This is a genomic window from Kosakonia sp. N21 (assembly GCF_050587465.1).
Lineage (GTDB): Bacteria > Pseudomonadota > Gammaproteobacteria > Enterobacterales > Enterobacteriaceae.
In genome coordinates this window covers 223,849-237,961 of sequence record NZ_JBOBHR010000005.1, presented here as the reverse complement: position 1 = coordinate 237,961, position 14,113 = coordinate 223,849, and the positions used below count along the sequence as shown (strand labels likewise).

Below are 14,113 nucleotides of genomic sequence, written 5' to 3'. Positions count from 1 at the left end.
GTAAGAGGCGAACATGGCTGTATTACCGGATAAAGAGAAGTTGTTGCGCAATTTTGCTCGCTGCGCCAACTGGGAAGAGAAATATCTCTATATTATTGAACTGGGACAACGCCTGCCGGACCTGAGCGAGGAGGCTCATAACCCGGACAATATTATTCAGGGTTGCCAGAGCCAGGTGTGGATCGTCATGCAGCGCAACGACGCCGGGGTGATTGAACTGTCCGGCGACAGCGATGCCGCTATCGTTAAAGGGTTGATTGCCATTGTGTTTGCGCTCTATCAGCGGATGACCGCGCAGGATATTGTGGCCTTCGATGTGCGCCCGTGGTTCGAACAGTTGTCATTAACCCAGCATCTCACTCCCTCCCGCTCGCAAGGGCTTGAAGCAATGATCCGCGCGATACGCAACAAAGCGGCAAACATTAGCTAAACTCAAAAGACAGCTTTCATCCTGTGATGCGAGGTGATTTCCACCTCGCATGGACTTTCAGCATTCTGGCATCTTGCCAGTGAATACAGGAACTTCGGCATGAAACGCGCGTCTCTTCTTTCTCTGTGCCTTTTTGGCGCTTTTAGCGTTATCCCGTTGGCCCGTGCGGCGGAGTATCCTCTGCCGCCGGACGGTAGCCGCATCATTGGTCAAAATCAGACATACACCGTACAGGCAGGAGATAAAAATCTGCAGGCCATCGCCCGGCACTTTGATACCGCAGCGATGCTGATCCTGGAAGCGAATGACACGATTGCGCCGGTTCCCCGTCCCGGTACGGTGGTGACCATTCCGTCGCAGATGCTGTTACCGGATACGCCCCGTGAAGGCATCGTGGTGAATCTGGCTGAACTGCGGCTGTACTATTTCCCGCCGGGGAAAAACAGTGTGCAGGTCTACCCGATCGGTATTGGTCAACAAGGACTGGAAACGCCGGTTTCCGTGACCCGTGTCAGTCAGAAGATCCCCAACCCAACCTGGACGCCAACGGTCGGCATACGTGCGCGCTCACTGGCCAATGGCATTGAACTACCGCCAGTGGTACCCGCAGGGCCCAATAATCCGCTGGGGCGCTTTGCGTTGCGTTTGGGCATTGGTCATGGCGAATACCTCATTCATGGCACCAATGCGCCTGACAGCGTCGGCCTGCGGGTCAGTTCTGGCTGTATGCGGATGAGCGCGCCGGATATTCAGGCGTTGTTTGCTCAGGTCTCTGCAGGGACACGCGTGACCATTATCAACGAGCCGGTGAAATATGCCGTGGAGCCTGATGGCAGGCACTACATTGAAGTTCATCGCCCGTTATCGCAAACGGTGGAGGAGGATACCCAGCGGGTGCCTATCCAGCTTTCTCCAACGCTGGCAACGTTTATTAACCAGGCCGGTGGCGACAAGAATCTGATTGAGAAAGCGCTGAATCGTCGCGCGGGCTATCCGGTTGCTATAGCGGCGGGAAAATCCACAGCGGTGAATCCGGAAAGTGTGTTATCGGTGCAGAACAGTGCAGACGCGGCGGCAATGAATACGGAAACGGAACAGCGGTCGATAACGCAGTAGATAAAGAAAGGGGAAGGGGAATTGCAGGCAAAAAAAATGGCGCACTACGTGCGCCATTTCAACACAGGTACTCTTACTTACGGTAAGAGTGAGCCTGGTTGTCCAGACGCTGGTTAGCGCGAGCTGCGTCATCTTTAGCAGCCTGAACGTCGGAACGGATTGCGTTCACGTCGTTGCTCAGCTGGTCAACTTTAGCGTTCAGAGTCTGAACGTCAGAAGACAGCTGATCGATTTTAGCATTGCTGGAGCAACCAGCCAGCAGAGTAGAACCCAGGATTACCGCGCCCAGTACCAGTTTAGTACGATTCATTATTAATACCCTCTAGATTGAGTTAATCTCCATGTAGCGTTACAAGTATTACACAAAGTTTTTTATGTTGAGAATATTTTTTTGATGGGAATGCCCTTAAATTTGATCGTTCGCTCAAAGAAGCACCGACTTTCAATAAAAGGTTAAAAAACGCGTGTTAAAACAGCAGGCTTCCATCGGATTCATCTTAGATAATGCCGGGCTTAAATAGTGAAATCCGATTTGATTTTTTATTTTGGCTGGTTTCGGGAATATAAAAAAAGCGCCGCAAGGGCGCTTTTTTAATCAGTCTGTAATGTTTGACTATATTACAGAACGTGGACAGAGGCGGTGTTAGTGGTGCCGCTTGGAACCAGCGCGCCGGAAACCATTACCACAACGTCGCCTTTAGCCGCCAGACCGCTTTCCAGCGCCACTTCTTTACCCAGACGGTAGAAATCATCGGTAGAGGAGATCTCTTTCACCAGCTGCGCGACAACGCCTTTGCTCAGCACCAGCTGACGCGCGGTCACTTCGTTGGTGGTCAGCGCCAGAATGGTGGCGTCCGGGAAGTATTTACGCACTGCGCGTGCGGATTTACCGCCCTGGGTCGCAACCACAATCAGCGGCGCGGCCAGTTTCTCTGCAGTCTCAACCGCACCACGGCATACCGCTTCGGTGATGCGCAGTTTGCGGCTGTCGTTGTTGAAGTCCAGGCGGCTGGTCATCACGCGGTCGGTACGTTCGCAGATGGTGGCCATAATGGTCACTGCTTCCAGCGGGTATTTACCTTTTGCGGATTCGCCCGACAGCATGACTGCGTCGGTGCCGTCGAGAATGGCGTTCGCCACGTCGCCTGCTTCAGCGCGGGTCGGACGCGGGTTTTTGATCATGGAGTCCAGCATCTGGGTCGCAGTGATGACCACTTTGCGCGCGCGGATACATTTTTCAATCATCATCTTCTGCGCGAAGATCACTTCTTCAACCGGGATTTCAACGCCCAGGTCGCCACGCGCAACCATGATGCCGTCGGAGGCTTCGAGGATTTCGTCGAAGTTATTCAGGCCTTCCTGGTTTTCGATTTTGGAGATGATCTGAATGTGTTCGCCACCGTGCGCTTTCAGGTGCTCGCGGATTTCAACCACGTCAGAACGTTTACGGATGAAGGATGCGGCAACAAAGTCAACGCCTTGTTCGCAACCAAAGATCAGGTCTTGCTTATCTTTTTCAGCCAGCGCCGGCAGGGCGATGGAAACGCCAGGCAGGTTAACGCCTTTATTTTCACCGAGGTCGCCGTTGTTCAGCACTTTACAGATAACGTTGTTGCCTTCGATGGCGGTCACTTCCATGCCGATCAGACCATCGTCCACCAGCACGGTGTTGCCGACGTTCAGGTCGGTGGTGAAACCTTCGTAAGTCACCGCAACGGTGTCAGCGTTACCCACAACGGATTTATCGGTGGTGAAGGTGAAGGTCTGGCCCGCTTTCAGCGAAACATCGTTGCCGCCTTCGAGTTTGATGGTGCGGATTTCCGGACCTTTAGTGTCCAGCAGAATCGCCGCTTTTTTACCGGTTTTGCTCATCACGTTGCGCAGGTTTTTGATGCGCTGGCCGTGTTCCGCATAGTCGCCGTGAGAGAAGTTTAAACGCATAACGTTCATGCCTGCGTCCAGCATTTTCGCCAGCATCTCTTCGGATTCGGTTTTCGGACCGATGGTGCAAACAATTTTGGTCTTTTTCATGACAGTTCTGGTCTTTAAGTTTGAGTTGAGAAGGATATGGAAATCACGCTCCGGGTAGCGCACGGCTCCGGAGTCAAACCTGTGTTGCGAAAAGAGCGATGCCACAGCCTAAGGATAGGTGACATCAAAAAAGCGTGCAGAGTAATGTGTGCCTGAGTTTCAGCCCAATGGGGAAATAAGTGATGTACGTTATATATTTTACAGTTCAATCAGCTGAAACCATTCAAGAGTGAATAGAGCGGCATTATACGATGATTTATAGACAAAAGGAAAACAAAAACAGCGTTTCAAAAATCATCTGTGCAGTTTCACAACGAAGTGTTATCAACGTGTTAAGTTCGCACAAAAAGGTTTCGGCGGATTCCCCTCAAAAATCACGCCTTTGTCGCAAAACAGGCAAAGGCGAGAGCAGGAATGGCGCATTTTACTACCGTTTCGCTTGCTATTTCAGTCGAGAGTATCTGCAGTAAATGGCTAAAGCTGTAACGGTTTAGCGCGTTAGCTGTTTAGCAGGCGCAATGCCTGCTCGTGCAGTTGTGGGCAGCCGGACGCCAGGATATTACCGCCCGCCTCCGGGCGACCGCCGCTCAGCGTGGTCACCACGCCACCAGCTTGTTCAATAATGGGCACCAGCGCGACGATGTCATAAGGCTGCAACCCGTATTCCAGACATAAATCGATTTGCCCGGCGGCCAGCATCGACAGCGCATAACACTCACCGCCGTAGCGAATCATCAGCGTGCTCGCTTCCAGCGCAGCGAAGTTAACCTGTGGGTGGCGGGCAATCGGTTCAGGGGAGGTGAGATGCAAAATCGCCTGTTCCAGCGGGATCCCCCGACGGGTTTGCATTTGCGCTGTCCCCTGGGGGCCGCTGCGCCAGGCGTGTTGACCATCGGCCCAGAAACGCTCTCCGGTTAGCGGCTGGCTCATCATACCCATGTGGCCACGACCTTCAACAGTCAGTCCAATCAGCGTTCCCCATACCGGAATGCCGCACAGAAACGGGCGCGTACCGTCCACCGGATCCAGAACCCATTGCAATGGGCCGGAACCGGTCAGGCCAAATTCTTCGCCCATCACAGAATGATCGGGATAGCGGGAGGTGATCAGGTCACGCATTGCGCGCTCGGCTTCGCGGTCGGCATCAGTGACCGGGTCAAAGCGGAAACCCTCTTTCGGCTTGCTGCCGACATGCAGGTTCAGCTGGGAGCGAAAACGCGGTAGCGTCTGTTTGTCTGCCGCGTCGGCGAGTTCATGCAGGAAAGCAATATCCGGTACAGCGTGGTTCATCGCGTGGTCCTCCGTTGATACGTTTGAACGGCTGGCGTACTCACTGCGTCGTTTTTAACACATTACGGCGCTTTATTCTTTTCCACTGCGATAATAACGATTGCATACACAGAGCGACATATGTATTTTTATGCATATTATCTGCATAAAAAGGTGGTTATATGTTTAAGAAATGGATTCAGGCCGGTTGTCTTTTTGCCGCGCTGGCCAGCAGTGCGTTTGCCGCTCAGGAAACTTACGTTGTCGGCGCAGGCGGGACTTACCGCCCGTTCGAGTTCGAAAATAACCAGAAACAACTGGAAGGGTTCGATATCGACCTCATTAAAGCCATCGCGAAAGCAGAAAACTTCAATATCAAGCTGATCAACACCCCATGGGAAGGGATCTTCGCGACCTTGGGCTCCGGCGATCGCGACATCATCATCTCCGGCATTACCATTACCGATAAACGTAAACAGATGGTGGACTTCTCTGCGCCATACTTCCCGGCTGAGCAGTCGATTGTTGTCCCGGCGACCTCGAAAGTGACCTCTCTGGCGTCGCTGAAAGAGGAGAAAGTCGGCGTGGTGAACTCCAGTACGGGCGATATCGTCGTCTCCGATGTGTTGGGGAAAAACAGCACGGCCATTAAGCGCTTTGATAATACGCCGCTGATGCTGCAGGAGCTGTTTGAAGATGGCGTGAGCGCCGCGGTGGGCGATGTGGGCGTCGTGAAATACTACATCAAACAGCATCCGGAAAAGCAGTTTAAACTGGTACCGGACGCCAAATTCGAGCGTCAATATTTTGGGATCGCGGTAGCCAAGGGCAACACGGCGTTGCAGGACAAAATCAACAGCGGTCTGAAGAAGATTGTTGCGGATGGCACCTATGCAAAAATCTACAAAACCTGGTTTGACGAGAATGTGCCTGCTTTGCCCGCGCAGTAATTAACGTTTTCTTTCTCTTCCGGCTATCGCGAGTCTCTCCGATAGCCGTCATTTTTTCAGGGATTACTTATGTCAGCATTCCGCTGGGAGATTATCCAGGAGTATGCGCCGCTGTTTATGCAGGGTGCCTGGATGACCATCAAATGCACCATTATCTGCGTTATTTTAGGCACGCTTTGGGGGCTGACGCTTGGCCTCGGCAGAATGGCGCACGCCGGGCATGGCCCGTGGAAGTTCGTGTTGCGCTATCTGGTGCAATTCCCGGTGCGTTTTTACGTCAGCGCATTTCGTGGCACGCCGCTGTTTGTGCAGATCATGGTGGTGCATTTTGCGCTGGTACCGCTGTTTATTAATCCGCGTGACGGCATCCTGGTCACCAGCGGCATGATGAGCAGCGATGTGGCGCGCGCGCTGCGTTCCGATTACGGTGCTTTTCTCTCCTGCATTGTCGCCATCACCCTGAATGCGGGCGCGTATGTTTCGGAAATTTTCCGCGCCGGGATCCAGTCGATTGATAAAGGGCAGATGGAAGCCTCGCGTGCGCTGGGGATGCCGTGGTGGAAAACCATGCGTAAGGTGATCCTGCCGCAGGCGTTCCGCCGCATTTTGCCGCCGTTGGGAAACAATGCGATTGCCATTGTGAAGGATTCGTCACTCGCCTCGGCAATCGGTCTGGCGGACCTCGCGTATGCTGCCCGTACCGTATCCGGCGCGTATGCCACCTACTGGGAACCCTACCTGACCATTTCACTGGTGTACTGGGTCATCACCTTCCTGCTGGCGCAGATGGTTAACCGACTGGAAAAGAGGTTTGGTAAAAGTGATTCACATTAATAACTTGCATAAGCATTTCGGCGAAAGTCATGTCTTGCGCGGTATCAGTTGCGACATCCAGCCGCAGGAAGTGGTGTGCATCATCGGGCCATCCGGCTCCGGAAAAAGTACGTTTTTACGCTGCATGAATGCGCTGGAAAGCGTCAGTGAAGGCGAAGTACAGGTGAATGGCTATGCCATTCATGAGACCAGTACCGACCTGAACAAACTGCGGGAAAGCGTCGGGATGGTGTTTCAGCGCTTTAACCTGTTCCCGCACATGACGGTGCTGGAAAACCTGATCATGGCACCAATGAGCCTGAAAGGCATGGCGCGCGCGGGGGCCGTGGAGTTGGCGGAAAATCTGCTGGCCAAAGTCGGTCTGAGTGATAAACGTGACGCCTGGCCTTCCAGTCTTTCCGGTGGGCAGCAACAGCGCGTGGCCATTGCCCGTGCGCTGGCGATGAATCCGTCGATCATGCTGTTTGATGAGCCGACTTCCGCACTGGATCCGGAGCTGGTGGGCGACGTTTTGCAGGTGATGAAAGCGCTGGCTAACGAAGGGATGACGATGGTGATTGTGACCCACGAAATGGGTTTTGCCCGTGAGGTGGCGGACCGGGTCATCTTCATTGACCAGGGCGTGATCCAGGAAGAGGGCACGCCGGAACAGATTTTCAACGCACCGACCAACCCCCGCACTGCCGCATTCCTGAGTAAAGTCCTTTGATATCAAGCTCTCTGCGGAGAGCTTTTCTTTTTCTCCAATGACAGAAAGTGCAAAGCGCCTTGCGACTGCGCGGCAGATACTGCAATGCGCCATACTTGACGCTGAGCGTTTATGCAACAACAAGGGCATGTTCCCTTGTTTCAAGCCTGAAAAATCTACGGAGAAAGATCATGACCATGAAAGTCCTCGGTTATGCCGCGCAGTCGAATAAAGCCCCGCTGGCGCCTTTTCATTTTGAGCGTCGCGATCCCCGTGCCGATGACGTGGTTATCGACATTTTGTACTGTGGCGTATGCCATTCTGATTTGCACCAGGCGCGTAACGATTGGGGATTCAGCCAGTATCCCATCGTACCGGGCCATGAAATTATCGGCCGCGTGGTGTCGGTTGGCGACGACGTACGCAAATTTAAAGCCGGTGATTTAGTCGGTATCGGCTGTATGGTCGATTCCTGTCGTGAATGTTCGCCGTGCAAGCAGGGTCTGGAACAGTATTGCGAAGAGGGCAATATTCAGACCTATAACGGTATTGACCGCCACGATCACCGCCCGACGTTTGGCGGCTATTCGCAGTCGATTGTCTGTTCTCAGGATTTCGTGTTGCGCATTCCTGAGAACCTGGATGCGCAAGCTGTTGCGCCGCTACTCTGCGCGGGCATTACCACGTGGTCGCCGCTGCGTCGCTGGGGGGTAAAAAAAGACACCAAAGTTGCGGTTATCGGCCTGGGCGGTTTAGGACATATGGCGCTGAAACTGGCGCACGCGCTTGGGGCGGAAGTGACCCTGTTTACCCGTTCGCCGGGTAAAGAGGAGGATGCCCGTCGCCTGGGAGCGCACCATGTGGTGCTCTCTACCGATGCGCAACAGATGGAGGCAGTGAAAGGGCAGTTTGAGCTGATTATCGATACGGTGCCCTATACCCACGACATTAACGGCTATATTTCCACGTTGACGCTGGACGGTACGCTGGTGTTTGTCGGGTTGTTGGGGGACATTGAGCCTACCGTTAACACCGTACCGCTGCTGATAGGGCGCCGTTCTATCGCCGGCTCTTGCATCGGTGGGATTGCCGAAACGCAGGAAATGCTGGATTTCTGCGGCGAACACAATATTACCGCTGATTCGGAAGTGATCCGCATGGACGAGATTAACGAGGCGTTTGAACGTCTGCTGAAAAGCGATGTGAAATACCGGTTTGTGATCGATATGCAGACCCTGACGGCATAAAGTGTGTGGCAGGCCGCTTGCGGTCTGCTGCTTCAGGCAGCGGGATAAAGAAAAGGAAACTTAAGAATGGTGCGTCCGAATGGACTCGAACCATCGACCCCCACCATGTCAAGGTGGTGCTCTAACCAACTGAGCTACGGACGCACTGAGAAGGAATGGTGCGTTCAATTGGACTCGAACCAACGACCCCCACCATGTCAAGGTGGTGCTCTAACCAACTGAGCTATGAACGCAGTGTTGTGGTTGACAACGGGGACGAATATTAGCGGCAGGCCGGAGAAGTGGCAAGCGGAAAATGGCAAATTTATTCCTGAATTCACGTGATTGCGGAACAACTGAGCAAAACGCTGTGAAAGTAGCCGCCAGCTGGCGGCTACGGCCATTTTAACGCGCGGCGCGCTGCAAAATCGTTGCTGAAGGCAGGCGCTGCAAAAAGCGCATCCGCAGCATTATCAGGATCGCTGCAGACGTCAGGCCAATAATAAAGCCCATCCAGAAACCGGCCGGGCCCATTCTGTCGACCGCCAGATCGGTCAGCGCCAGAATATAGCCAGACGGCAGCCCCAGCACCCAATAGGCGGTAAAGGTGATAAAAAAGATTGAACGCGTATCTTTATAACCGCGCAGGATACCGCTGCCAATCACCTGAATGGAGTCAGAGATCTGGTAAATCGCCGCCAGCAACATCAGGTGCGAGGCGAGCGTCACCACTTCCGGGTTTTTGTTATAGAGCAGGGCGATTTGTTCGCGCATCAGCACGGTAAACACCGCCGTAACCGCCGCCATGCACACGCCGACGATCAACCCGGTGTGCGCCGAGGTTTTGGCATCCAGTGTTGAACCTTGCCCCAGACGGAAGCCCACCCGGATGGTCACCGCTGCGGCCAGTGACATCGGCAGAACAAACATCAGCGAACTGAAGTTAAGCGCAATCTGGTGACCGGCCACATCAACAATGCCCAGCGGCGATACCAGCAGGGCCACCACCGCAAACAACGTGACTTCGAAAAACAGTGCCAACGCAATGGGCAGCCCCAGTTGCGCAAGGCGTTTTAGCGCCTCGGGATCGGGTTTAGCGAAACGCTGGGCGTGCTGAATATCACGCATGGCGCGGGCGCGTTTTACATACATGCGCATGCAGAGAAACATCACCCAATAGACGGATGCGGTTGCCACGCCGCAGCCGACGCCGCCCAGTTCCGGCATGCCGAAGTGACCGTAAATAAAGATATAGTTCACCGGGATATTCACCAGCAAGCCGACAAAGCCCATCACCATGCCTGGCTGCGTGCGGGCCAGGCCTTCGCACTGGTTACGCATCACCTGGAAAAAGAGATAGCCAGGCGCGCCCCACATCAACGCACGTAAAAAACGCACGGCTTTTTCCGCCAGAATCGGGTCGATGTTATGCATCGCATGGATGATATGACCGGCATTCCACAGCACAATCATGATCAACACCGCCACAATGCCCGCCAGCCAGAAACCCTGACCGACCTGATGGGCGATGCGATCGCGACGTCCGGAGCCGTTTAACTGGGCAATCACCGGCGTCATTGCCAGTAAAAGACCGTGGCCGAAGAGAATTGCGGGAAACCAGATAGAGGTACCAATAGCGACAGCGGCCATATCCGTGGCGCTATAGCCACCCGCCATTACCGTATCAACGAAGCCCATTGCAGTCTGGGCGACCTGCGCAACAATGACCGGCAAGGCGAGTGCCAGTAACTGACGCGCTTCTGTAACATACTTCTGCACGAGAACACCTTTATATTGTTTTGTAGTTATAAGAGAGAATGGAACAACTGTTCAGGAAGGAGTTTTTCCTTGTGCTAAAAACGATGCCGCACTGCGATAAATGCGGCATGTGTTCAAATATTACCTGTTAAGCCCCGCTTTTGCCATGTTAACCCTGCATCAATGCTTTCTTGCCGCACGCAGCCCGTTGTTCATCTTATCGTCATCCGTCCGGGAAAACGCGCAGCGGCGGGATTGAGACTGGCAAGGGCAATTTCCACCTGTTATTGTGCGTAAAGAACACGGTAACGCCGTATGAATGGGAACAGGAGTGGTAGGTATGTTTACTGGTATTGTACAGGGCACGGCAAAACTGGTGTCTATTGATGATAAACCCAATTTCCGCACCCACGTCGTTGAACTTCCTGAGCATATGCTTGAGGGCATCGAAACCGGTGCTTCCATCGCGAACAATGGCTGTTGTCTGACCGTGACGGCCATCGACGGCAGTCATATTAGTTTCGATTTAATGAAAGAAACGTTGCGTATTACCAACCTGGGCGAGTTGGGCATTGGTGATGCGGTAAACGTGGAACGCGCGGCGAAGTTCAGTGATGAAATTGGCGGGCATCTGATGTCTGGCCATATTATGACCACTGCGGAAATCGTCAAAATCCTCACCTCGGAAAATAATCGCCAGATTTGGTTCAAGGTGTCGGATCCGGCATTGATGAAATACATCCTGTATAAAGGCTTTATCGGTATTGACGGCATCAGCCTGACGGTGGGGGAAGTGACCAGCAGCCGTTTCTGCGTGCACCTGATCCCGGAGACGCTGCAACGCACCACGCTCGGAGCCAAAAAACTGGGGCAGCGCGTCAATATTGAAATCGATCCGCAAACGCAGGCGGTTGTCGATACCGTTGAGCGCGTACTGGCGGCGAAAGAGGCTGCTGCTGTCTCTGCTGCGATTAGCGAAGAGTAATGGCTTCCCGACGGGGAAAATAAAAAAGGCCGCACATTTGCCGTGCGGCCTTCTTTTATGGCGGGGATCAGCGCGCCACGCGCAATCCCCGTTCAATACCCCGACTGAAGACCACCTGCCAGAGCTGGATATCCCGCGAGCGAAACGCGCCTGCGCAGGCGTTCAGATAGTAGCTGAACATCCGTTTAAACCGTTCGGAGTAGTTATCGGCAATCTCCGGCCACGCGGTAAGAAAACGCGTATACCACGCCATCAACGTGCGGTCATAATCGGCGCCAAAGTTATGCCAGTCTTCCAGCACGAAATGCGCTTCGCTGGCGTCGGCAATCTGGCGTACGGAAGGCAGACAACCGTTAGGGAAAATGTAACGGTCAATCCACGGATCAACATTGTGATCGGTACGTTTAGAGCCAATGGTATGCAGCAGGAAAATGCCATCGGGTTTGAGATTACGATCCACCACGCTGAAATAGGTCGCATAGTTTTTCGGCCCGACATGTTCAAACATACCGACAGAAATAATGCGATCAAACTGGTCATTCATGTCGCGGTAATCCTGCAGGCGGATCTCCACATCCAGGCCTTCACACCGCCGTTGCGCCAGCTTTTGTTGCTCGGCGGAAATGGTGACGCCCACCACGCTGACGCCGTAATTCTGCGCCATAAATTGCGCCAGCCCGCCCCATCCGCAGCCAATATCCAGCACACGCATGCCCGGTCTTAACTGCAGTTTTTCACAGCAAAGCCTCAGTTTAGCGTGCTGTGCGTCGTCAAGGGTGTCGGCCTCTTTCCAGTAGGCGCAAGAGTATTGCATCTGTGGATCCAGCATGCGGGTAAACAGGTCATTACCGAGATCGTAATGCTCTTTACCGACAATCCAGGCCCGTTTCTTACTCTGCAGATTAAATAATCTTGCTCCGGCAATGCGGAGAGTGTCTTTCAGGTGGTGCGGGAGTTGGCTTTCCAGGCCGGCGCGGAGAACTTTGGTGAAGAAGATGTCCAGCCGATCGCAATCCCACCAGCCGTCCATATAACTTTCGCCGAGTCCGAGCGAACCTTCCTGTAAAACGCGTTTGAAAAAATCAGGATTTTTCACCTGAATATCTGATGCTGCGGGGCCATTAACCTGGATACCGGCGCGGCTCAGCAGTTCGTTTGCTATACGGAACCAATTATCATCCCGTACGCTGACTTCTTCTATACACGATGAACTCATAACTTCTCCATCACTAACCAGTGATCAGAACCTTCAAACAGCGTAGACGCTTTTTCGGGCTTGTGAGAAATCTCACGGTTTTCGCCGTGAGGCTGATATCCGACGTAGAACAGAGGAAGGGAGAGAACCCTTGCCGAAAGGCCTTCCATGGTGAAACGGGCGTAATCCGACGCCCGTTACTTCATAATATTTATCGTATTTATAAAACAGCGAAATTTAGTATAGGCTTCAATATCAGGTGATTCAACAGAAAACTGTTAGCATGCTAATCAGTGACTTAGAGATAATCGCCGAAGCGACTATCCCCGTGAAGACGCCGGTGTGGTGGCTTCTTTCGCATACCCGCGATGCGGTTGCCGCTGCAGACGGTATCCCAGCGTCGCCAGCAACACCATCGACAGCATGACGCTGGTGGTAGTGAGCAACGGCGTGGCGATAAGCCATGAGACCACCAGGCTTGCAAGGAAGCACAGCCCAAGTTGCAGGGTATTTTGCAACGCGGCGGCACGTCCGGTTGCCTGCGGAAAAGGGCGTAATGCCTGGGCAACCACGATGGGATAAATGGCGCCATTGGCCATTGCCATAAAGCAGAACGGGATCAACAGCGCGGTCAGCGACACGTTCGGCATAAAGCCGACCGCCCAGGTGGCAATCACGCTCAGGGCAAACGCGCTTAGCAACCAGGGAAGCAGTCGCTCGCCTTGCCACTTCTGTAGCGCAGCGCGGCAACCGTAACCCCCCACCAGAAACGCAATGGTCTGCGGTACATAGCTAAGGCCGATCGCAGAGGGGCCATACCCCATCTCGTGCAGGATAAACGGTGAGCCGGTCAGCCAGGCGAAGAAACTGGCGGAACAGGCCGCATAGATAATCACATTGCCGCGATAGTCGCGGGCACGCAGTAGATCCATAAAGGTCAGTGGCTGCTCATCATGCGCTGTTGCCTTTACTGACGGTTTCAGGCGTAACGCCGGGATCATCAACACCAACGTAATCACCAGCAGCGTGGCAAAGATTGCCTGCCAACTGAGATGCGCAAGGATCCACGCGCCGAGCAGGGGGGCCAGTGCGGGTGTCAGCCCGACCAGCGGCATAATGGTGGCGAAAATGCGGTTAACGCGGTGTGACGGGTAATAATCCGTGACCAGCGCCTGCCAGCTTACGGTTGCAGCACAGACCCCTACAGCCTGTACAAAACGCAGCACCAGTAACAGCGTGGCGTCCCGCACCCATAATGTTCCCAGACAGCCAACGGCGAAAATCCCCAGACCGGTTAACAAAATCGGTTTGCGTCCATAGCGATCCGATAACGGTCCCCACAGCAGTTGTGCAACGGCAAACCCGGCCAGAAACAGGCTCAATGTGGCGCTGACCACCGCGGAGGAGGTCTCTAAATCTTGCTGAATGGCGCTGAAAGCGGGCAGGTACATGTCGGTGGCTAAAAAGCCCAGCACGCTTAATCCCGCGAGCCAGACTAAAAATCCTTTGCCAGGTTGCATTGTGGTATCTCTTCTTTGTGCAGGTTATCAGGGTTGTCGAGTGTAAGGAGTGCATTCCTCCTTGTGAAACGCTAATATTTGCGCAGTGGTTTCAAATTTTTTGCAGGCAGA

14 protein-coding genes and 2 tRNA genes are annotated in these 14,113 nt (G+C 53.7%); 7 read left to right on the top strand and 9 right to left on the bottom strand.

Going from position 1 to position 14,113, the window contains the following annotated elements:
• Positions 1-13 precede the first annotated feature (13 nt).
• Both sufE and ldtE read left to right on the top strand, forming a co-directional pair.
• The gene (gene sufE, locus ACQ3G7_RS14230; protein WP_430890297.1) at positions 14-430 is read left to right on the top strand and encodes a cysteine desulfuration protein SufE; all 417 of its coding nucleotides are present in this window, start codon (positions 14-16) and stop codon (positions 428-430) included.
• A 99-nt stretch (positions 431-529) separates the two neighbouring features.
• Positions 530-1,546: a L,D-transpeptidase LdtE gene (gene ldtE / locus ACQ3G7_RS14225; RefSeq protein WP_430890296.1), complete on the top strand. Its 1,017-nt coding sequence runs from the start codon at positions 530-532 to the stop codon at positions 1,544-1,546.
• 73 nt (positions 1,547-1,619) lie between these two features.
• Here ldtE and ACQ3G7_RS14220 read toward each other — a convergent pair whose 3' ends face one another.
• The 4 genes from ACQ3G7_RS14220 to ACQ3G7_RS14205 all read right to left on the bottom strand — a co-directional run bounded on the left by ACQ3G7_RS14220 (position 1,620) and on the right by ACQ3G7_RS14205 (position 4,867).
• Positions 1,620-1,856, bottom strand: coding sequence for a major outer membrane lipoprotein (locus ACQ3G7_RS14220; RefSeq protein WP_007374746.1), 237 nt, complete (start codon positions 1,854-1,856; stop codon positions 1,620-1,622).
• A gap of 308 nt (positions 1,857-2,164) precedes the next feature.
• On the bottom strand, positions 2,165-3,577 hold the full coding sequence (pykF, locus tag ACQ3G7_RS14215) for a pyruvate kinase PykF (RefSeq protein WP_430890295.1): 1,413 nt from the start codon (positions 3,575-3,577) through the stop codon (positions 2,165-2,167).
• Positions 3,578-3,591: 14 nt separating this feature from the next.
• Entirely contained in the window at positions 3,592-3,786 is a 195-nt protein-coding gene (gene ynhH, locus ACQ3G7_RS14210) for a protein YnhH (protein WP_430890294.1), read from the bottom strand.
• Between the two features lie 289 nt (positions 3,787-4,075).
• Positions 4,076-4,867, bottom strand: coding sequence for an inositol monophosphatase family protein (locus tag ACQ3G7_RS14205; protein WP_430890293.1), 792 nt, complete (start codon positions 4,865-4,867; stop codon positions 4,076-4,078).
• 161 nt (positions 4,868-5,028) lie between these two features.
• Here ACQ3G7_RS14205 and ACQ3G7_RS14200 point away from each other — a divergent pair, with 161 nt between their 5' ends.
• The 4 genes from ACQ3G7_RS14200 to ACQ3G7_RS14185 all read left to right on the top strand — a co-directional run bounded on the left by ACQ3G7_RS14200 (position 5,029) and on the right by ACQ3G7_RS14185 (position 8,565).
• Entirely contained in the window at positions 5,029-5,796 is a 768-nt protein-coding gene (locus ACQ3G7_RS14200; protein WP_430890292.1) for a basic amino acid ABC transporter substrate-binding protein, read from the top strand.
• A 69-nt stretch (positions 5,797-5,865) separates the two neighbouring features.
• Positions 5,866-6,630, top strand: a complete 765-nt coding sequence (locus ACQ3G7_RS14195) for an amino acid ABC transporter permease (protein WP_263096958.1) — start codon at positions 5,866-5,868, stop codon at positions 6,628-6,630.
• A complete protein-coding gene (locus tag ACQ3G7_RS14190) occupies positions 6,617-7,339 on the top strand; it encodes an amino acid ABC transporter ATP-binding protein (RefSeq protein ID WP_263100916.1) in 723 nt (240 codons plus the stop codon). Before ACQ3G7_RS14195 ends, ACQ3G7_RS14190 begins: the two co-directional genes overlap by 14 nt.
• Before the next feature lie 170 nt (positions 7,340-7,509).
• A complete protein-coding gene (locus ACQ3G7_RS14185) occupies positions 7,510-8,565 on the top strand; it encodes an NAD(P)-dependent alcohol dehydrogenase (protein WP_430890291.1) in 1,056 nt (351 codons plus the stop codon).
• A gap of 67 nt (positions 8,566-8,632) precedes the next feature.
• Here ACQ3G7_RS14185 and ACQ3G7_RS14180 read toward each other — a convergent pair.
• The 3 genes from ACQ3G7_RS14180 to mdtK form a co-directional block, all read right to left on the bottom strand.
• Positions 8,633-8,709: transfer RNA gene (locus tag ACQ3G7_RS14180), tRNA-Val, on the bottom strand.
• Between the two features lie 12 nt (positions 8,710-8,721).
• A tRNA-Val gene (locus ACQ3G7_RS14175) sits at positions 8,722-8,798 on the bottom strand.
• Between the two features lie 151 nt (positions 8,799-8,949).
• Positions 8,950-10,323: an MdtK family multidrug efflux MATE transporter gene (mdtK, locus tag ACQ3G7_RS14170; protein ID WP_430890290.1), complete on the bottom strand. Its 1,374-nt coding sequence runs from the start codon at positions 10,321-10,323 to the stop codon at positions 8,950-8,952.
• 319 nt (positions 10,324-10,642) lie between these two features.
• Between mdtK and ACQ3G7_RS14165 the strand changes: the two genes are divergently transcribed.
• Positions 10,643-11,287 (top strand): riboflavin synthase subunit alpha, encoded by a 645-nt coding sequence (locus ACQ3G7_RS14165; RefSeq protein WP_430890289.1) that lies wholly within the window; start codon positions 10,643-10,645, stop codon positions 11,285-11,287.
• 67 nt (positions 11,288-11,354) lie between these two features.
• Here the strand turns inward: ACQ3G7_RS14165 and cfa are convergent, their stop codons facing one another.
• Positions 11,355-12,503, bottom strand: coding sequence for a cyclopropane fatty acyl phospholipid synthase (gene cfa, locus ACQ3G7_RS14160; protein ID WP_430890288.1), 1,149 nt, complete (start codon positions 12,501-12,503; stop codon positions 11,355-11,357).
• A gap of 299 nt (positions 12,504-12,802) precedes the next feature.
• Positions 12,803-14,002 carry a purine nucleoside transporter PunC gene (gene punC / locus ACQ3G7_RS14155; RefSeq protein ID WP_430890287.1) on the bottom strand — a complete coding sequence of 400 codons (1,200 nt, stop codon included), beginning with the start codon at positions 14,000-14,002 and terminating at the stop codon, positions 12,803-12,805.
• Positions 14,003-14,113 lie beyond the last annotated feature (111 nt).

Bases quoted from the DNA above. Each gene is read 5' to 3' on its own strand.
- sufE (WP_430890297.1), top strand. From the start codon at position 14: ATGGCTGTATTACCGGATAAAGAGAAGTTGTTGCGCAATTTTGCTCGC.
- ldtE (WP_430890296.1), top strand. From the start codon at position 530: ATGAAACGCGCGTCTCTTCTTTCTCTGTGCCTTTTTGGCGCTTTTAGC.
- ACQ3G7_RS14220 (WP_007374746.1), bottom strand. From the start codon at position 1,856: ATGAATCGTACTAAACTGGTACTGGGCGCGGTAATCCTGGGTTCTACT.
- pykF (WP_430890295.1), bottom strand. From the start codon at position 3,577: ATGAAAAAGACCAAAATTGTTTGCACCATCGGTCCGAAAACCGAATCC.
- ACQ3G7_RS14205 (WP_430890293.1), bottom strand. From the start codon at position 4,867: ATGAACCACGCTGTACCGGATATTGCTTTCCTGCATGAACTCGCCGAC.
- ACQ3G7_RS14200 (WP_430890292.1), top strand. From the start codon at position 5,029: ATGTTTAAGAAATGGATTCAGGCCGGTTGTCTTTTTGCCGCGCTGGCC.
- ACQ3G7_RS14195 (WP_263096958.1), top strand. From the start codon at position 5,866: ATGTCAGCATTCCGCTGGGAGATTATCCAGGAGTATGCGCCGCTGTTT.
- ACQ3G7_RS14185 (WP_430890291.1), top strand. From the start codon at position 7,510: ATGACCATGAAAGTCCTCGGTTATGCCGCGCAGTCGAATAAAGCCCCG.
- ACQ3G7_RS14165 (WP_430890289.1), top strand. From the start codon at position 10,643: ATGTTTACTGGTATTGTACAGGGCACGGCAAAACTGGTGTCTATTGAT.
- cfa (WP_430890288.1), bottom strand. From the start codon at position 12,503: ATGAGTTCATCGTGTATAGAAGAAGTCAGCGTACGGGATGATAATTGG.
- punC (WP_430890287.1), bottom strand. From the start codon at position 14,002: ATGCAACCTGGCAAAGGATTTTTAGTCTGGCTCGCGGGATTAAGCGTG.